The organism is Streptomyces sp. NPDC045678, assembly GCF_056432085.1.
This window is the reverse complement of the sequence record NZ_JBWKJS010000016.1, coordinates 1-17,969: the sequence shown is the minus strand read 5'-3', so window position 1 is coordinate 17,969 and position 17,969 is coordinate 1. Positions and strand designations below refer to the sequence as shown.

The window sequence follows — 17,969 nt, the reverse complement described above, 5'->3', positions numbered from 1 at the left end:
CTCGCATGGGGGGATGCTGCCTTTCCGTCGGGGTCAGCTCTTGGAGCCGGAGAGGGCGACGCTCTGGACGAAGTGCCGTTGGAGGAGGAGGTAGACGACGAGCATCGGCAGGCTGGCGATCAGCGAACCGGCCATCATCACCGGGTAGTTGGTCTCGTACTGCCCCTCGAGCGAGGTCAGCCCCGCGCTGATCGGCATCTTCTCCGGGTCGGTGTTGACGATCAGCGGCCACAGCAGGTCGTTCCAGGACCACATGGCGGTGATGACGGCGAGCGCGGCCAGCGCGGGCCGGATCAGCGGCAGCATGATCGACCAGAAGATGCGGAAGGACCCGGCGCCGTCGATGCGCGCGGCCTCCTCCAGTTCCCTGGGGAGCGTGAGGAAGAACTGGCGGAGCATGAACGTGCCGAAGGCGCTGAACATGCCGGGCAGGAAGAGCGCGGGCGCGGAGTTGAGCAGTCCGAGGGACTGGATGATGTCGTACTGCGGCAGGACGAGCAGGGAGCTCGGCACCATCAGGACGGACAGGAAGAGCGCGAACAGGACGTTGCGGCCGCGGAATTGCATGCGCGCGAACGCGTAGGCGGCGAGCGAGCAGAACACGAGCTGGCCGAGGGTGCGCCCGACGGTGTTGATCAGGCTGTTGGTGAGCATCTCGCGGAACGGCAGCGCGGTGAAGACCTCTTCGAAACTCGCCCAATTCCAGTCCTTGGGCAGGAACGTGGGCGGCACCTGCGAGGTTTCCGCGAGGGTCTTGAGGGCGGTGAGCAGCTGCCACAGGAACGGGAAGACCATCACGAGGGCGCCGAGGGAGAGCACGGCGTGGGTGGCGACGGATCCGGAGTTGAAGCGCTTTCGGGTGGTGGGGGCGGCAGGTGTGCCGGACGTGTCAGGCATAGTGCACCCACCTCTTCTGGATCCGGAACTGGAGATACGTCAGGGCGGCGATGACCAGCATCAGCAGGAAGGCGAGCGCGGCGGCGGCGCCCTGCGCGTTCTCGATGAACGCCCATTTGTAGAAGAGGCCGACGACGGACTGCGTATCGCCGATCGCGGGGTTCTTCTCGGCCATCATGATGTAGATCAGGTCGAAGGTCTGCAGTGAATTGATCATGCAGATGACGGAGGCGAAGAAGATGGTCGGGCTGAGCAGCGGGAGCGTGATGGTGAAGAACCGGCGTATCGGTCCCGCTCCGTCGAGTTCCGCGGCTTCGTAGTAGTCCTGCGGTATTCCTTTGACGCCCGCCATGAAGATGACGAGGTAGTAGCCGGTGGTGGACCAGACCATCACCGTGCCGATCGCGTAGACGGCGGTGGACGGGTCGGAGACCCAGTAGTTCCGGTCGACGCCGAACCAGCTCAGGATTTCGTTGACGAGCCCGAAGTCGCCGTTGTAGAGCCAGTTCCAGACGAGACCCACGGCGACGGGCAGCGTCACGAACGGGATGAAGTACAGGGCGCGGTAGACCGATACGCCGCGCAGCCCGCGCCGGTTCAGGAGCGATGCGACGACGATGGCGATCGGCAGCGCCGTCAGCCCGATGACGCAGTAGATGAGCGTGTTTCCGAGGGCCTGCCAGACGGTGACGTCCTTGACGACGCGTAGGTAGTTGTCGGTGCCTGTGAAGGTGTGGCCGCCGAACGCCCCGAATTCGGTGAAGCTGAAGTACAGGGTCTGCAGGAGCGGCCAGAAGTAGAAGACGGCGAAGCCGAGGCCGAGGGGTGCGATGAACCAGTAGGCGGACCGCTGGTTGCGGGATCCGGGGCGCGCGCCGGACGTCGATGTCCGGCCGCGCCCGGCCGCCTCCGCGGCGGCCGTCGCGGGAAAGACACTCATGAGTCGCGTTCCTCCTTCAGGGCCCGGTCCATCTGTTCGCCCAGCGTGCGGGCGGCGCTCTCGATGCCGCCCTTGCCACTGAACGCGGCGCCGAGCAGCGGGTATTGGAGGTTCTCCCAGACGGCGGTGTTCTTGGAGCTCGGGTAGGGAACCGCGTACTCCTGCATCTCGAGGAAGTGCTCGAGATCGAATTCGGGCATCGACTTGAGCCAGGCGTCCTGCGTCCCTTCGTACGAGGAGATGGTGACGCCCGCCTTGGCCTGGATCTCGGCGGCTTCACGGCCCGCCATGAAGTGCACGAGCTTCCAGGCGGCCGCCTTCTTGTCGCTCTTGGCGGAGATGGCGTTGGCGAGGCCGTGGATGACGGTGGCCCTGCGCTTCCCCTTGGGCAGGACGGCGATGCCGCCGTGGTCCTTGAGCGCGGGCACGGCGTACATCTGGCCGGCCATCGCGGAGAGGTCGTAGTTCATGGCGACCTTCTCCGACCAGTAGCGCACGCGCCCGACGGACTCGACCATCGCGCTCTGCGGGGGTGACCAGCCCCGGTCGATCATGTCGGTCAGGAAGCGCATCCCCTCGATGGACCGTTCGTCGCCGAAGCCCGAGCGGCCGTTCTCCAGTACGTAGCCGTCGGCCGCGCAGATGGCCGGGTAGATCTTGATCTGCCGGTCCATCTCGGCGGCGAAGCCGTGCACGCGCCGGCGCGGATCGGTGAGTTCGGCGGCCGCGTCGCGCACGTCGTCCCAGGTCCAGCTCGCGTCCGGGTACCTGATGCCCGCCTTGTCGAAGAGTTGCTTGTTGTACCAGAGGCCGATGGTGTCGAAGTCCTTCGGCAGGGCGTACTGCGTGCCGCGGTAGGCGTAGAGCTTCACGAGGGCTTTCGGGTGGCGGTCCACGGGGGTGGCATCCGCCTTGATGTGCCCGGAGAGCGGTTCGAGGACGCCGTTGGCCGCGTACAGCTGGAAGTTGACGGCGTTCATCCAGAACACGTCGGGTGCGGTGCCGCCGCGCATGGACGTCTTCAGGGTCGTCCAGTAGCTCGCCCAGGGCGTCAGCTGGATCCGCACGGATATCTGCGGATTCCGTTTCTGGAACGCGGCGATGATCTTCTCCATGCCCGGCACCTGCGCCGGGTCCCACATCCCGTACGAGAGCGTGGTCCTGCCACCGCTGTCCGTGCCGCCGCCCCCTCCGGAGCAGGCGGCGAGCAAGGGGGCCGCCACCGCCCCGCCGAGCAGAGTCCTTCTGCGCATGTGCGCCTTCGCCTCCCGATGAGTCGCCGGACGCCCCACGGCCCGCCCGCACAGGGCTGTCTGCCGCTACGGCGCCTTGTCCGCGAGCAGGTCCTCCTCCACCCGGTCGAGCGCCTTGCGCACGGCGCCGATGGCCACGCCCCGCTCGCCGAGCGTGCTCAGGGCGATGCGCGGGACGTGCAGGGTCATGGGGTGCAGCCGCTCCTCGAGCAGCGGCACCAGGTGGTGGCCGACGGGGGTCGCCCCGCCGGTCAGCACGATCAGTTCCGGGTCGACGGCGAGGGCGAGCGCCGCGACGCCCGGGGCGAGGCGGTCGGCGAAGTCCGCGACGGCGGCCAGCGCCCGCGGGTCCGCGCCGTCGGCCGCGCGGGCCAGCGCGGCGACCTCGGACTCGCCGGGGCGCCGCCCATCGGGGCCCTCGTGCCACTTCAGGGCCTCCTGCGCGGTGTTCATGCCGAGCAGGGGCAGCATGCCGAGTTCGCCGGCGCCGCCGCGCCTGCCCCGGTGCAGCCGCCCGCCGATGGTGAGGCTGCACGAGACGCGGTGCCCGGTCAGGACACAGACGACGTCGTCCGCGAGGGTGGCGGCGCCCTGCCAGCGCTCGGCGAGCACCGCGAGGTTCACGTCGTTCTCGACGAGGGTGTGGCCCGGTTCGCCGTCCCGGAGCAGCCGTCCGAGGTCGACGCCGGACCACTCGGGCACCACCACGGAGGTGACGACGCCGCCCTTGTCGACGACGCCCGGCACGCCCACGCAGCGGGCGAGGACGGCGGCGCGGCCCGGGACGTGGGTGTCGAGGAACGTCTCCGTGCCGTGGCGCAGCAGGTCGAGGCGGGCGCTGCCGCCGAGCTCCGGGTCGATGTCGCTGCGGTGGGCGGCCAGGACGGTGCCGCCCAGGTCGGCGAGGAGCAGCACCATTTTGTGCAGCCCTATGTCGACGCCGAGGACGTGTCCGGCTTCGGTGCGGAAGCGGAAGCGGCGTGCGGGCCTGCCCGGCGCGCGCTCCCCCGCTTCCTCCGCGGACTCGCCGACGAGCCCCCGTTCGGTCAGCTCCTCGACGGCCGCTTCCACGGTGGGCCGGGAGAGTCCGGTGCTCGTGGCGAGTTCGGCGAGGGTGCGCGGACTGCGGTGGTGCAGGGCGCGCAGCACGACGGTGGTGTTCAGCCGCCGGAGGGCGATCAGATCGTGCCCTCGTGCCCCGTTTCGCATCAGTCCTCACCCTCGGTACCGTGCGGCGGCAGCCCGGCTGACGGGCCACGACGTCCGACGCCGCAAGGGGATTAGTGAGGAGACTTGCATAACCGTCGCGTCCGGGGAACCCCTCCGGCAGCGGTCGGTCGAACTCAGTCGAAGTACGTTTCGAGCGTGCCCCGTCGCCGTACGTCGAGGGTCGCGCAGTGGAACGAGCCGCCGAACGGCGCGTAGTGGAGCAGGTCGCACGGGATCGGCTCGAACCCCCACGCTTCGAGCGCGCGCAGCATGCCCGTGTGGTGGCGCTCCGCGATCACCCGCTTCTCGTCGATCATCAGCACGTTCATGCTGAGCCACTTGCCGCACATCGAGGTCGTCTTCAGCAGGCGCTCGTCGATCGGCTCGGGCTCCGGGGCGACCAGGACGTCCCACGAGCTCAGCACGTCGGGCAGGCGGTCGACATCGACGTACTCGGGATTGATGAGTACCTTCCCGGGCGCGAGCAGGACGAACGTGGTGTCGATGTGCATGGGTGTACGGCAGCGGCTCTCGACCTGGTGGACGCGGTACTCGGGCCCGAGATGGCGGCGCAGCCATTCGATGCCCATCAGGTTGGTGACGTTGCTGCGCGTCACGAACAGGTCGCGGCCCGCGCGCATGAAGTCCGCGGCGTCGAAGACCGGCTCGAACTCGGTGAGGACGTACCGCATGGGCTCGCCGTCCCCCGGCGGACGGAAGCCTTCCTCGAAGAGGGCGTCGGTCAGCTGCGGCTTCGGCGCGGACGTCCAGCGCGCGCCGCGCCGGAAGTAGTCCTTGAGGAGTTCGCGGTAGGAGTACGTCTCGAAGTACCGGCACGGCCAGGCCATCGGCGTCTCGATGATCTCGTCGCCGACGACGAGCATGCCGTCCCGGGGACAGGCGTTGCAGAAGCCGCGTGACTCCCAGTCAGGGGTGGCGAAGGCGCGCTTGTGCTCGACGGCGGCCGGGCGGGTGACGGTGACGCCGAGGGACTCCAGGAGTTCGACGAATCCGTCGAGTTCGGCCTGCGCCGGTTCGATCAGGCGCTTCGGGTACGTGTGGCCCGCGGCGAGACCTTGCAGGCGGGCCGCCCAGGGCGGGATGTTGCAGGCCACGACCGGATGGCTGGACGGGATCGTCGCGCCGTCGAGGCGACCGACGACGACTTCTTCCAGCGGATCCCACTCATTGTGCGAACTGACGGGCGATACGGGCGTTTTGTGCACTTGGGCCATGGTTCATGCTCTACCACGCGTTCCGCGTCCGACTCGACAGACGTGGCCGATCTGTGAAGATCCAGGCAGGGGTACGCGCGCCTGTTGTGCCCGGATGGGGCAGGATGACGTGCGCGCCGGGTCGAGCTCCTGGAGTCAGCTGTCGTGGCTCCCGCCCCCGGTGTGACCGCACTCCCCGAATCGAGCAGGTACCCACGTGACGACACATCACATACGCCGCACCCAGGCGCGTATGCAGGCGCACTCCCCCCGTACGACGGGAGCGAACCGATGAACCGTGCGCTCACACTGCACGACTGGATCGCGGCCGGCATCGCGGTGGCCGCGGGCGTCGCCGCCGCACTTCTGCTCCGCGCCCTGCTGCGGTGGCTGGGCGAGCGGGCCAGCAGGACCCGGTGGAACGGCGACGACGTCATCGTCGACGCCCTGCGCACCCTCGTCCCCTGCGCGGCCATCACCGCCGGGCTCGCCGCCGCGGCGGGTGCGCTGCCCCTCACGCCGCGCACCGGACGCAACGTGACCACGGCGCTCACCGCACTGCTCATCGTGGCGGCCACGCTGACGGCGGCCCGGATCGTCACCGGCCTGGTCAGGAGCGTGGCGCAGTCCCGCTCCGGCGTGGCGGGCTCGGCCACCATCTTCGTGAACATCACGCGGGTCGTCGTGCTCGCGATCGGCTTCCTCGTCGTCCTGCAGACCCTCGGCATCTCCATAGCCCCGCTGCTCACCGCGCTCGGCGTCGGCGGCCTCGCGGTCGCCCTCGCCCTTCAGGACACGCTCGCCAACCTCTTCGCGGGTGTGCACATCCTCGCCGCCAAGACCGTGCAGCCGGGCGACTACATCCAGCTGAGCAGCGGCGAGGAGGGCTACGTCGTCGACATCAACTGGCGCAACACGACGGTGCGTCAGCTCTCCAACAACCTCGTCATCATCCCCAACGCCAAGCTGGCGAGCACCAACATGACGAACTACAGCCGCCCCGAGCAGGAGCTGTCGATCACGGTGCAGGTCGGAGTGAGTTACGACAGTGACCTGGAGCAGGTCGAGAAGGTCACGACCGAGGTCGTGGACGAGGTGATGACCGACATCACGGGCGCGGTGCCCGACCACGAGGCGGCCATCCGCTTCCACACCTTCGGCGACTCGCGGATCAGCTTCACGGTGATCCTCGGCGTCGGGGAGTTCAGCGACCAGTACCGCATCAAGCACGAGTTCATCAAGCGCCTGCATCAGCGCTACCGCGCGGAGGGCATCCGGGTGCCCGCTCCGGCGCGCACGGTGACGGTCCAGCAGGGAGAGCTGCCGCCACCGCTGGGGATTCCGCACCAGCGGGACGCGTCGATCTCGGCGCTGCACTGAGAGGTCGTACGCATCCGCCGCCGGCTCCGGGTCGGCCGAGTGGCCGACCGCTCGGTGGCGGGTGTCCGGCACCCGTGTTCCACTCGCGGGCATGGGGCACGACCACGGTCCGTCCGCGGTGACGGCGGGCGGCACGCTCAGCGGCACGTACCGCAGCCGTCTGCTGTGGACCATCGGCATCAGCGCGTCGATCACCGTCATCCAGGTGGTCGGCGCCCTGCTGTCCGGCAGCCTCGCGCTGCTCGCGGACGCCGCGCACAGCCTGACCGACGCGGTCGGCGTGTCGCTCGCGCTCGGCGCGGTCACCCTCGCCCAGCGCGCGCCGACACCGCGCCGCACCTTCGGCTTCTACCGGGTGGAGATCTTCTCCGCGGTCCTGAACGCGCTCCTCCTCGTCGCCATCTTCGTCTGGGTGCTGTGGTCGGCGATCGGCCGGTTCAGCGAGCCGGTGGAGGTCAAGGGCGGCCTGATGTTCGTGGTCGCGGTGGGCGGGCTCCTCGCGAACCTGGTGGGCCTGTGGCTGCTGCGGGACGCCAAGGACAAGAGCCTCAACCTGCGCGGCGCGTATCTGGAGGTCCTCGGGGACGCGCTCGGCTCGGTCGCGGTGATCGTGGGCGGCCTGATCATCCTGCTGACCGGGTGGCAGGCCGCCGACCCCGTCGCTTCCATCGTCATCGGCCTGCTGATCGTGCCGCGCGCGTACGGGCTGCTGCGGGACTCCGTGCACGTCCTGCTGGAGGCGACCCCGCAGGACGTCGACCTCGACGAGGTGCGGCGGCATCTGCTGGCGGAGCGGGGCGTGGTCGCCGTGCACGACCTGCACGGCTGGACCGTCACGTCCGGGATGCCGGTGCTCACCGCGCACGTCGTGGTCACGGACGCGGCACTGGCGGACGGGTACGGGGAGCTGCTGAGCCGGTTGCAACGCTGCGTCGGGAGCCACTTCGACGTGGCGCACTCGACGCTGCAACTGGAGCCGGAAGGGCATGTCGAGGAGGGCTCGGCGCTGCACACGTGAGGTCCGTCCCGTACCGCCCCACGCCCTCCCGGCGTGCACACGCACCCGCACGTCGACGACTGGCGCCGACCCACCCACCGGCCTGCGGATTCCCTGCTTCCAGCGCGTCGATTCGCGTATGTCCGAGGCCCGTTTCCTATGTTGATCCGCAACAGAACGAACAGGCGACACCTGGACATGGAAGCCACATTGAAGTCGACGTCGAAGCACCTCAAGCACGCCTCGGCCCTCACCGGAGCCGCCGCCGCCCTCCTGCTCCTGACGACCGTCCCGGCCACCGCGGCCCCGGCATCCACGCCGTACGTCCCGCGCCCGACGCTCACCGCGCAGGCCTCGGCGAGCAGCGTGCGGATCTCGGAGGAGTTCCGCGTCTCCGGCGAGAGCCACGACCTCCCGGCCGGCACACCCGTCACCCTCCAGCAGAGGCAGGGCGCGCAGTGGGTGCCGCTCCCCGCCTCGGTGAACACCACTTCGCGAGGGACGTACAAGATGCGGGTCGTGCTGGGCCTCGAAGGGCGCAACGCACTGCGCGTGACGGGCGGCGAGGCGGTCTCACCGGTGGTGCACGTGACGGTGCGGCCCCAGGACGATGGCGCGCTGCGCCCGGCGTCCTGACGCAGGCCCTGTCACCTCGCAGCGCCCGTGAGTCGCGGCGAGTCGTCGGGCGGTCCGACGCGGTGTGGGAGCGGCCGTCCTGAACGTACGACGACGGCAAGGGTGCCTGGTCCTCGGGCTGGCACCCTTTGCGCATGGGACTACATGAGCGGTACGGGCTGACGCGGGTCATCAACGCCAGGGGGACGTACACCCCGCTCGGCGTCTCGCGCAGCGACAGCGAGGTTGCGGGTGTCGTCGCCGAGGCGCTCGGTGAGTACTTCGTCATGGCGGAGCTGCAGGACCTCGCTGGCCGGGTCGTCGCCGAGGCGACGGGGGCCGAGGCCGCGGCCGTCGTGCACTGCACCTCCTCCGGCATCACCTTGGCCGTCGCGGCGTCGATGACGGGGGACTCCCCCGAGCGCGTCGCGGCGCTGCCGGACAGCAGTGGGATGCCCTCGCGCGTCGTGCTTCCCGCCGGGCACGCCGTCGACTACGGCCACCCCCTGACGCAGGGCATCCGGCTGGCCGGTGCCACTCCCGTGCCGGCGGGGACCGTCGACGCGTGCTCCGTCGCGGATCTGGAGGCGGCCCTCGCCCACCCGGACACCGCCTGTCTCCTTCTCGTGTCGTCCCGGCTCGTCCGGGGCGCGGAGGTCCCGCTCGCCGAAGCCGTCGCCGCCGCGCACCGCCGCAGCGTGCCCGCCGTCATCGACGGTGCCGCGCAGGATCTGCGGGTCGGGGCACTCCTCGCCACGGGTGCCGATCTCGTGCTGGTGAGCGGGCAGAAGTACCTCGGGTCCCCCACGGCCGGGCTCGTGATGGGGCGCGCCGCGCTGGTGCGTGCCGTGCGGGCTCAGGAGAAGGGCATCGGGCGCGCGATGAAGGCCACCAAGGAGGGCGTCCTCGGTGTCCTCGCCGCCCTGGAGCGGAGAAAGGGGGTGGACTTGGCTGCCTGGCGGCGCGCCCAGAACGACAAAGCCCTGCGGTTCGCGGAGGCAGCGCGCGGCCTGCCGGGAGTCCGAGCGACGCTCGTTCCCGATCCGACCGGCCTTCCCTTCTCCCGCGTGCGGCTCTGCGTCGGCCCCTCGCCCGCGGGTCACGACGGCGCCGCTCTCGCCCGGGCCCTGCAAGCCGGGTCCCCGCAGATCTGGGTCATGACCGAGGAGCGGACGGATGCGGCGGGCGGGCCCGTTCTCGACCTGGTTCTCGAACTCGTTCCGCTCAGTGAGGCGGAGGTGGAAGCTGTTCTGGGGCGGTTGGAGGTACTGCTGGGGGCTGGTGCCGAATGAGATCCGTTCACGCCAACTCCTGTTATCTCTGGGGTTGTTGAGGTCCCCGCGCCTGTTGACGTGTGCGTGACCGCGCTTCAGGATGGAGGGCTCCCTTCCCAGGGAGTCAGGGAGCCCCCACACCCCGCGGAGACCTCAGTGCGCTTGTCCTCATGGCTCGGCGGCCTCGCGGCCACCGCGCTCGCCCTCACCGTCCTTCCCGTCTCCGCCGCCCGCGCGGACGCCGCCGATCCCTCGCCGCCCCTGGAGATCCCCGTCGCCCGGCTCGCGGAGGCCCTGCACTGCGGGACGGACCTGGGCGACCTGCGCGATGCCAGTGACAAGCCGACCGTCCTCTTCGTTCCTGGCACCGGCCTCAAGGGCGAGGAGAACTACGCCTGGAACTACATGGCCGAGCTCAAGAAGGAGGGCTTCCAGTCCTGTTGGGTGGACTCCCCCGGGCGCGGGCTCAGAGACATGCAGGAGTCCGTCGAGTACGTGGTGTACGCCACGCGCGTCATCCACGAGGCCACCGGCCGAAAGGTCGACCTCGTCGGACACAGCCAGGGCGGGCTCCTGACGGCCTGGGCCCTGCGGTTCTGGCCGGATCTGCCGGGGCGGGTGGACGACATGGTGACGTTGGGCTCCCCGTTCCAGGGGACCCGGCTCGCCAGCCCCTGCCGGCCGATCGCCGAGGTCGCGGGCTGCCCCGCGTCGGTGTTGCAGTTCGCCCGTGACTCGAACTGGTCGAAGGCCCTCGGCGCCGACGGCACGCCCATGCCGGCAGGCCCCTCGTACACCACGGTCTTCTCGTACGCCGACGAGTCCGTGATCGCCGACGGGCAGCCCCCGTCGCTGCCGGGCGCGCACCGCGTCGGTGTCCAGGACATCTGCCCCGGGCGGCCGTGGCCGGAGCACATCACCATGGTCGTGGACCAGGTCAGCTACGACCTCGTCGCCGACGCGGTCGAACACCCCGGCCCCGCCGACGCCGGCCGCGTCGACCGCGCGCACTGCGCCAAGCCGATCATGCCGCTCAACAGCGAGGAAGCCGTCAACGCGCTGCCCGGTCTGCTGAACTACCCGATCGAGCTGCTGATCCACAGTCAGCCGTGGGTGAAGGAAGAGCCCGCCCTTCGTGAGTACGCGCGCTAGGGGTTCCTGGCCCCTCAGGCCGGCAGCGGGATGATCGTCCGGTACTTTCCGCCCGAGGCCTGCTTCGGCGGCTCCTCCGCCCGCTCCACGGTGACGTTGTCGAGCTTGTTGTCGGCGAGCAGGTGCGTCAGGCCGTCATGGGCCTTGCGCCACACGTGGTCCGCGTCGGCGCCGGGCGCCTTGACCATGCGGACCCGCAGCGTCGCCGGAGCGGTCTGCTCGATCTGGAAGAGCTCCACGCCCGGCATGCGGTCGAACAGGCTGCTGAACGCGAGCGGAGTGAGGCGGACGTCGTCGCCGCGGCCGGACGGGAACGTGAGGATGTCACCGGCGCGGCCCTGGACGCGGATCGCGGGGGACGACGTGCCGCAGGGGCAGGGGTCGGGGCGGAGCATGACGCTGTCGCCGAGGTCGTAGCGGAGGAACGGCTGTACGCGGTTGGCGAGGTTCGAGATCAGGACCGTGTGCGAGAACTCGCCCGGCGGGGTGGGCCGGTGGTCCTCGTCGACGGGTTCGAGCACGGCCCAGTCGTCGTTGACGTGGTACCAGCCCTCTGCGCAGCCGTGGCTGAGATAGGTGCACTCCGTCGCGCTGTACATCGTGCGCACCTTGGCGCCGAAGGCCCGCGCGATCCGGTCGGTGTCACTGTCGGTCATCGTCTCGCCCGCGGGTTCCACCAGCACCGGGTCGATGTGCAGGCGGCCGGCCTCCTGCTCGGCGGTGAGCAGCATGATCGTGCTCGCGTAGCCGATGACGAAGGCCGGGCGGTACTCGTTGAGCCGGTCGACGAGGTGCGGCAGCGGTTCGTGCACGGAGAACGCCCGGAGCAGCTTGCTGCGGCCGCCGCCCTCCTGGGACATGCGGGAGTATCCGGCGAAGCCCACGTAGTGCCCCTCGGTGGCGACGAGTTGGGCGAAGCGGCCGCCGTGGACCACGGCGCGGGCGATGCCGAGCGGACCGAGCCAGGAGGCGAGCACCCGGGAGGAGACGGCGGAGGACACGTTCATGTACCGGTCGTCGAGCACGAACAGGCCGCGCCTGCCACTGGTCCCCGAGGTGGTGGCGACGAGATACCGGCCGAGGAAACGGCGGCCGATCAGGTCGGGGTCGTCCGTGAACGCGCGGACCTTCTCAAAGGTGATGTCCCGGTCCGTCGCCCAGTCGTCGAAGCGGTCCATCAGCTTCTTCTTGTCCGTGACCGGCAACAGCGTCGGATCGTCGACCCGCTCGGGCAGACCGCGGTAGAGCTCTCGGTAGTACGGCGACGCGGAGCGGGCGCAGGCCACCAGGTCCGCCAGCCGGTCGCCTCGGCGCCGCGCGACCTCGGCCGGTCCCTGCTTGCGGGCCTTGCGGATGTCCCGCGTCAGCCACGCCGTGCTCTCGCTCATCGTCCTGTGCTCCTTCGGTGGCAGCTCCGGCCCGCGGCCGGCTTGCCGGGGGCAGCGGGCACCCATGCCTCGACCTTCGCGGATGGGCCGCGGAACAGCACACCTTGAACAAGGCATAGTCACCCCAAAAGGTGACAACCCTGTCCCGCGGGGCCCGCGATGGCGCGATGGCGGCCCCGAACCCGCGGCAGCCCGCAAGCACGTCCGTACTGATCGGGTGGCCAACTGCCGCCGGTTCACACGGGGCTGGTTCCGGCCACTCGACGCCCGCCCACAGGCCCCCGATCACCCCCGCACCGATGCCCCCACGTGGGACGCAGGCGCTTCGGAGACCAAATCAAGACCGATCCCGTCGGGTCGAGGCGGCAAGAAAACAACAAGCCAGAATCGGGGCACCGATCATTGGACACGACCGTCCGGCAGGGGAAACCGACCGTTTCCAGTTCATTGCGATAAGGGGAAGAATTAGCGCAGGCCAGCGAGGGGCGGAGGGGTCAAACCAATGGAGCGTAAGGATCCCGCAAAAGTTGACGCCGCGGCGGTCGAGCCCGTTTCCAGCGAAGCTTGACCGGATCCGGAGCACCGGCGCCGTCGGCGCCTTCCGTCACCGCACCGCCCTGACCTGCTCATGCATCCGGACCGTTGCGGCAACGCCCGCCCACGTCGAGGTCCGAGGCCGATCGCGGACGGACTTCGGCCGGTACGTTGTTAAGCATTCATATTGAAATTTACCCTAAACTTGCGCCCGATATTTGATCACACAAGAATCCCTGCATAAAGCATGGGGAATGTCTCATTCCGCCCTGGTGCCGATATCTCGACGTTGCCCTTTAAACTTTGAGCTGCGCATGATCAGGAGCGGCTGCGCTATGCGGCGACACCGTTGTCAGCGCTCCTGGAGAAGGGATTGATCTTGTCAGCCTCCCCCCCACCCCATCCGTCGGACCCATGGATACGTCGTTTCCGGCCCCGGCCTGAAGCCGACGTACGCCTGGTCTGCTTCCCCCACGCGGGCGGCTCCGCCTCCTACTTCCACCCCCTCGCGCAATCCCCCACCCTGTTGCCCGACACCGAGATCCTCGCGGTGCAGTACCCCGGACGGCAGGACCGGCGCAGAGAGCGACTCCTGGACGGCATCACCGAGATGGCCGATCGGATCACCGAGGCGCTCACCCCGTTCGACGACCGCCCGCTGGCGTTCTTCGGGCACAGCATGGGCGCGGTGCTCGCCTTCGAGGTCGCGCAGCGGCTGCGGGAGGGTGCGCTCGGCGAGCCCCGCGCGCTGCTCGTCTCGGGCCGCCGGGCTCCGTCCCTCTACCGCCGCGACACCGTCCACCTCCTGAACGACGCCGACTTGGTCGGTGAGCTGCGCAGGGCCGGCGGCACGGACCCGCGGTTCCTCGACGACGAGGAGCTGCTCGCGGAGATCATCCCGGTCGTCCGCAGCGACTACCGCGCGGTCGAGCTGTACCGATGGACACCGACGCCCCCGCTGACCTGTCCGATCACCGCCCTGGTGGGCGACCGCGACCCGAAGGCCCCGCTCGACGACATGGAGGCCTGGCGGCAGCACACCGAGGGACCGTTCGATCTCCAGGTCTTCTCCGGCGGGCACTTCTACCTCAACACGCATCAGCGAGGCGTCGCGGACGTCATCTCCAAGGCCCTCGCCGACAGTGCGCGACGGTCCGCGGCGGCAAGGGGGGACGCTCGGTGAGGTACGAGATGCTGGGCCCGCTCCGGATCAAGGACGGCGCCGACTACGCCACCATCAACGCGCAGAAAGTGGAGATCGTCCTCACGGTCCTCCTCATCCGCGCCGACCGACTGGTCTCCCTGGAGCAGCTGATGCGGGAGATCTGGGGCGAGGACCTGCCCCGGCGCGCGACCGCGGGGCTACACGTGTACATATCCCAGCTGCGCAAGTTCCTGAAGGTGCCGGGCGTGGCCGGCAACCCGGTCGAGACGCGCGCGCCGGGCTATGTGCTGCACAAGAGCCCCGAGGACCGGATAGACGCCCAGGACTTCCCCGAACTGGTGGACACGGGGCGGTCGTTGCTCAGGGAAAAGCGCTACGCCGAAGCGGCCTCCTGTTTCGGGCAGGCGCTCACTCTGTGGCGCGGACCGATCCTCGGGCAGGGCGGGAACGGCCCGGCCGCCAACGGCCCCATCGTCGACGGGTTCTCGACCTGGCTGACCGAGATCCGGCTGGAGTGCCAGGAGATGCTGGTCGAGTGCCAGCTCCAGCTCGGCCGGCACCGGGAGGCCGTGGGCATGCTGTACGCCCTCACCGCGGAGAATCCGATGTGCGAGGCGTTCTACCGCCAGCTCATGCTGGCTCTCTACCGCTCCGAGCGGCAGGCGGACGCGCTGAAGGTGTACCAGTCGGTGCGCAAGACGCTCAACGACGAGCTGGGTCTTGAGCCCGGGCGCCCGCTCCAGGATCTGCAGCGGGCCATCCTCTCGGGTGACATGCACCTGATGAGTCCACCGCTCGCGATGTCCGGCCACTGACGGGTGGGGGCGCCCGGCGAGTCGTACGTATGCGGAGGAGACGTACGTGTTCGGAGGGCGCACCCTTCAATGCCCCAGAAGGCCCATGGAACTCGGTACGGGACTCAGAAGGCGCATTGAAGGTGCTTGATGCCCTCGATGAAGCTGGAGTCCAGCCTGCGGGGCTGCCCCACGGCACGTATGTGGGGCAGCGCCGCGAGCAACTCCCGGTACAGGACGGTGATCTCCATCCGGGCGAGGTGGGCGCCGAGGCAGACGTGCGGGCCGACCGCGCCGAAGGTGACGTGGTTGTTCGTGCCGCGCGTGATGTCGAAGCGGTACGGGTCCGGGAAGGTGCCCTCGTCCCGGTTGCCCGACCAGTAGAACAGGAAGACGCGGTCGCCCCTGCGGAAGCGGTGGCCGTTCATGTCGCAGTCGCGGGTGGCGACGCGGCGCATCCAGTTGATGGGCGTGGAGACCCGGAGGATCTCCTCGACGGCGTCCTTCGCGTACGTGTCGAAGTCCGAGACCAGCAGCTGCTTCTGCTCGGGGTGCTCGGTCAGCAGCACCAGGGCGTGCGAGATGGCGTTGCGGGTGGTCTCCATCCCGGCGATGACGAGCAGGATGAAGAACGACACGAGTTCCTGGCGCGTCAACTGCTCGCCGTCCGCCCGCACTTGGACGAGCTTGGTGATCAGGTCGTCGCCGGGCGCGGCGAGCCGCTCCTCGCGGAGTCCCGCGATGTAGTCGCCGAGTTCGCGGGATGCCTCGATCACCGCGCGCTCGGAGTCGGCGCGGTCGGGCACGTAGTCCGGGTCGAGCGGACCCACGATCGTGTTGGACCGGTCGAAGAGGAAGTCGTGGTCCGACTCCGGGATCCCCATCATTTCGCTCAGCACGGCGATGGGCATCTCCGCGGCGACGGGCCTGATGAAGTCACCGGGACCGCGCGCGACGAGGCCGGCGATGATGCGCCGCGCGGTGCGCGTCGCGACGGCCTCGAACTCGGGGATCATGTTGCGGCCGAACGAGCGTGACACGATGCGGCGCAGCCGGGAGTGCTCCGGGTTGTCCATGTTGATCATCGAGCCGTAGTACTCGTCCAGCTCGGGCGGCAGACCGATGATCGTGGTCGCGCCGTTGGAGGAGAAGTCCTGCGGCCTGCGGCTCACCTCCGCGATGTCCGCGTACTTCACCAGCGCGTGATACCCGAAGGCGAAGGGCACTCCGGGCATGCTCTGCTGGATGAACGCCGGGTGCGGCAGCCCGCGCATCTCCTCGAACAGCGCCACGCGTTCCTCGTACGGCCGCGCCCAGAACGACGGGTCGACCAGGTCGGGGAAGGTGGCGGCCGGCTTGTTATCCGTGATGGGCACGATGCCTCGCTTCGCGTTGTCCGGACCGACACCGGCACCTTGGCAGGGGGGTCTTAAGCGTTCCTAAGAACCACGCTCTCCACTCCGGCCTCGGCGAGCGCACGTCCTGGTACCGGCCGTGCGGAAAAGCAGAGTATTAGGAGGGCTTTAGCGTCGTCGACGAGTCTGCGGTCCGGCGGGGGCCCGCCTGCCCGATGCTCATGCCGGTCGCCCGGCTGACCGGTCATCGAGTCAGGGGCCCTGCCGTTCTCGCGGAGAGGGGCGGTTGTCACCGGGATGGCGCACACCGAAGAGAAGCTTCTTGAATACCTCAAGCGTGTCACTGCTGACCTGCGTCAGACCGAACGCCGGTTGCAGGACGTCGAGTCGGCGGGCCACGAGCCGATCGCCGTCATCGGCATGGCGTGCAGGCTGCCGGGCGGGGTCCGGTCTCCCGAAGAGTTCTGGGAGCTGATCTCCACGGGCGGGGACGCCGTCGCCCCGCTGCCCGGCAACCGCAACTGGGACCTCGACGCCCTCTACGACCCGGATCCGGAGAGCACCGGCACCAGTTACGTCCGCGAGGGCGGCTTCGTCTACGACGCGGGCGACTTCGACCCGACCTTCTTCGGCATCGGCCCCAGCGAGGCCCTGGCCATGGCGCCGCAGCAGCGACTCGCCCTGGAGACGGCCTGGGAGGCCGTCGAGCGCGCCGGCATCGACCCGCTGAGCCTGCGCGCCAGCGCCACCAGCACCTTCATCGGCTGCGACGGCCTCGACTACGCCCTCGGCGCCTCCGAGGTGCCCGAGGGCACAGCGGGATACTTCACCATCGGAAACTCAGGCAGCGTCACCTCGGGCCGCGTCGCCTACACCCTGGGCCTCGAGGGCCCGGCGGTGACGGTCGACACCGCGTGCTCCTCGTCGCTGGTCTCCCTCCACCTCGCCGCGCAGGCCCTGCGCACGCAGGAGTGCTCACTGGCCCTCGCCGGTGGTACGTACGTGATGTCGTCGCCCGCCCCGCTGATCGGCTTCAGCGAGCTGCGCGGCCTGGCCCCCGACGGACGGTGCAAGCCCTTCTCGGCCGGCAGCGACGGCATGGGCATGGCGGAGGGCACCGGGGTGGTGCTCCTGGAGCGCCTCTCCGACGCGCGCCGCAACGGCCACAAGGTCCTCGCGGTGATACGCGGTTCGGCGGTGAACCAGGACGGCGCGAGCAACGGCTTGACCGCACCGAACGGCCCCTCGCAGGAACGCGTCATCCGCGCCGCCCTCGCCAACGCCCGCCTCACCGCCGAGGACATCGACGCCGTGGAGGCCCACGGCACGGGCACCACGCTCGGCGACCCCATCGAGGCCGGTGCCCTCATCTCCGCGTACGGGCAGGAACGCCCCGAGGACCGGCCGCTGTGGGTCGGCGCCGTGAAGTCCAACATCGGGCACACCCAGATCGCCGCGGGCGTGGCGGGCGTCATCAAGATGGTCATGGCCCTCCAGAACGACCTGCTGCCCGCCATCCTCCACGTCGACGCCCCCTCACCCCACGTGGAGTGGGACGGCAGCGGGCTGCGGCTGCTCACCGAGCCGGTGAAGTGGCCCCGCGGCGAACGCGCGCGCCGGGCGGGGGTGTCCTCGTTCGGCTTCTCCGGGACGAATGCGCATCTGATTCTGGAGGAGGCGCCGGAGGACGGCTCGGCGACGCCTGTGTCGTCGGTGCCGGATGGTGTGGTGGTGCCGTGGGTGGTGTCCGGTCGGACGCCTGATGCGTTGCGTGAGCAGGCGCGGCGTCTTGGCGAGTTCGT

Annotated in this window: 15 protein-coding genes; 8 read left to right on the top strand and 7 right to left on the bottom strand. The window is 69.7% G+C overall.

The window, feature by feature from the left end:
* Window positions 1–33 precede the first annotated feature (33 nt).
* The 5 genes from AC07DO_RS38620 to AC07DO_RS38600 all read right to left on the bottom strand — a co-directional run bounded on the left by AC07DO_RS38620 (window position 34) and on the right by AC07DO_RS38600 (window position 5,534).
* Window positions 34–897: a carbohydrate ABC transporter permease gene (locus AC07DO_RS38620; protein WP_479066996.1), complete on the bottom strand. Its 864-nt coding sequence runs from the start codon at window positions 895–897 to the stop codon at window positions 34–36.
* Complete coding sequence (locus AC07DO_RS38615; RefSeq protein WP_479066994.1) at window positions 890–1,837, bottom strand: carbohydrate ABC transporter permease; 948 nt, start codon at window positions 1,835–1,837, stop codon at window positions 890–892. The genes AC07DO_RS38620 and AC07DO_RS38615 overlap by 8 nt, the downstream gene beginning before the upstream one ends.
* A complete protein-coding gene (locus tag AC07DO_RS38610) occupies window positions 1,834–3,090 on the bottom strand; it encodes an ABC transporter substrate-binding protein (protein WP_479066992.1) in 1,257 nt (418 codons plus the stop codon). Before AC07DO_RS38610 ends, AC07DO_RS38615 begins: the two co-directional genes overlap by 4 nt.
* 66 nt (window positions 3,091–3,156) lie before the next feature.
* A complete protein-coding gene (locus tag AC07DO_RS38605; RefSeq protein ID WP_479066990.1) occupies window positions 3,157–4,299 on the bottom strand; it encodes an ROK family transcriptional regulator in 1,143 nt (380 codons plus the stop codon).
* A gap of 134 nt (window positions 4,300–4,433) precedes the next feature.
* Window positions 4,434–5,534 (bottom strand): amidinotransferase, encoded by a 1,101-nt coding sequence (locus AC07DO_RS38600; RefSeq protein ID WP_479066988.1) that lies wholly within the window; start codon window positions 5,532–5,534, stop codon window positions 4,434–4,436.
* Between the two features lie 270 nt (window positions 5,535–5,804).
* On the opposite strand from AC07DO_RS38600, the gene AC07DO_RS38595 reads away from it, so the two are divergent.
* The 5 genes from AC07DO_RS38595 to AC07DO_RS38575 all read left to right on the top strand — a co-directional run bounded on the left by AC07DO_RS38595 (window position 5,805) and on the right by AC07DO_RS38575 (window position 10,931).
* Complete coding sequence (locus tag AC07DO_RS38595; protein WP_479066986.1) at window positions 5,805–6,893, top strand: mechanosensitive ion channel family protein; 1,089 nt, start codon at window positions 5,805–5,807, stop codon at window positions 6,891–6,893.
* A 91-nt stretch (window positions 6,894–6,984) separates the two neighbouring features.
* The gene (locus AC07DO_RS38590) at window positions 6,985–7,911 is read left to right on the top strand and encodes a cation diffusion facilitator family transporter (RefSeq protein WP_479066984.1); all 927 of its coding nucleotides are present in this window, start codon (window positions 6,985–6,987) and stop codon (window positions 7,909–7,911) included.
* Window positions 7,912–8,088: 177 nt separating this feature from the next.
* The gene (locus AC07DO_RS38585; protein ID WP_479066982.1) at window positions 8,089–8,526 is read left to right on the top strand and encodes a hypothetical protein; all 438 of its coding nucleotides are present in this window, start codon (window positions 8,089–8,091) and stop codon (window positions 8,524–8,526) included.
* Between the two features lie 134 nt (window positions 8,527–8,660).
* Window positions 8,661–9,797, top strand: a complete 1,137-nt coding sequence (locus AC07DO_RS38580) for an aminotransferase class V-fold PLP-dependent enzyme (RefSeq protein ID WP_479066980.1) — start codon at window positions 8,661–8,663, stop codon at window positions 9,795–9,797.
* Between the two features lie 138 nt (window positions 9,798–9,935).
* Window positions 9,936–10,931, top strand: a complete 996-nt coding sequence (locus AC07DO_RS38575; protein ID WP_479066978.1) for an esterase/lipase family protein — start codon at window positions 9,936–9,938, stop codon at window positions 10,929–10,931.
* Between the two features lie 14 nt (window positions 10,932–10,945).
* Here the strand turns inward: AC07DO_RS38575 and AC07DO_RS38570 are convergent, their stop codons facing one another.
* The gene (locus AC07DO_RS38570) at window positions 10,946–12,319 is read right to left on the bottom strand and encodes a phenylacetate--CoA ligase family protein (RefSeq protein WP_479066976.1); all 1,374 of its coding nucleotides are present in this window, start codon (window positions 12,317–12,319) and stop codon (window positions 10,946–10,948) included.
* Window positions 12,320–13,232: 913 nt separating this feature from the next.
* Here AC07DO_RS38570 and AC07DO_RS38565 point away from each other — a divergent pair.
* The gene (locus AC07DO_RS38565; RefSeq protein ID WP_479066974.1) at window positions 13,233–14,036 is read left to right on the top strand and encodes a thioesterase II family protein; all 804 of its coding nucleotides are present in this window, start codon (window positions 13,233–13,235) and stop codon (window positions 14,034–14,036) included.
* Complete coding sequence (locus AC07DO_RS38560; protein ID WP_479066972.1) at window positions 14,033–14,833, top strand: AfsR/SARP family transcriptional regulator; 801 nt, start codon at window positions 14,033–14,035, stop codon at window positions 14,831–14,833. The genes AC07DO_RS38565 and AC07DO_RS38560 overlap by 4 nt, the downstream gene beginning before the upstream one ends.
* A gap of 104 nt (window positions 14,834–14,937) precedes the next feature.
* Here the strand turns inward: AC07DO_RS38560 and AC07DO_RS38555 are convergent, their stop codons facing one another.
* A complete protein-coding gene (locus tag AC07DO_RS38555; RefSeq protein ID WP_479066970.1) occupies window positions 14,938–16,188 on the bottom strand; it encodes a cytochrome P450 in 1,251 nt (416 codons plus the stop codon).
* Window positions 16,189–16,464: 276 nt separating this feature from the next.
* On the opposite strand from AC07DO_RS38555, the gene AC07DO_RS38550 reads away from it, so the two are divergent.
* A partial coding sequence (locus tag AC07DO_RS38550) for a type I polyketide synthase (RefSeq protein ID WP_479066968.1) occupies window positions 16,465–17,969 on the top strand: 1,505 nt, incomplete at its 3' end.

Coding starts and splice junctions, on each gene's coding strand:
- AC07DO_RS38610 (WP_479066992.1), bottom strand. CDS start 3,090: ATGCGCAGAAGGACTCTGCTCGGCGGGGCGGTGGCGGCCCCCTTGCTC.
- AC07DO_RS38590 (WP_479066984.1), top strand. CDS start 6,985: ATGGGGCACGACCACGGTCCGTCCGCGGTGACGGCGGGCGGCACGCTC.
- AC07DO_RS38615 (WP_479066994.1), bottom strand. CDS start 1,837: ATGAGTGTCTTTCCCGCGACGGCCGCCGCGGAGGCGGCCGGGCGCGGC.
- AC07DO_RS38605 (WP_479066990.1), bottom strand. CDS start 4,299: ATGCGAAACGGGGCACGAGGGCACGATCTGATCGCCCTCCGGCGGCTG.
- AC07DO_RS38570 (WP_479066976.1), bottom strand. CDS start 12,319: ATGAGCGAGAGCACGGCGTGGCTGACGCGGGACATCCGCAAGGCCCGC.
- AC07DO_RS38600 (WP_479066988.1), bottom strand. CDS start 5,534: ATGGCCCAAGTGCACAAAACGCCCGTATCGCCCGTCAGTTCGCACAAT.
- AC07DO_RS38595 (WP_479066986.1), top strand. CDS start 5,805: ATGAACCGTGCGCTCACACTGCACGACTGGATCGCGGCCGGCATCGCG.
- AC07DO_RS38620 (WP_479066996.1), bottom strand. CDS start 897: ATGCCTGACACGTCCGGCACACCTGCCGCCCCCACCACCCGAAAGCGC.
- AC07DO_RS38580 (WP_479066980.1), top strand. CDS start 8,661: ATGGGACTACATGAGCGGTACGGGCTGACGCGGGTCATCAACGCCAGG.
- AC07DO_RS38585 (WP_479066982.1), top strand. CDS start 8,089: ATGGAAGCCACATTGAAGTCGACGTCGAAGCACCTCAAGCACGCCTCG.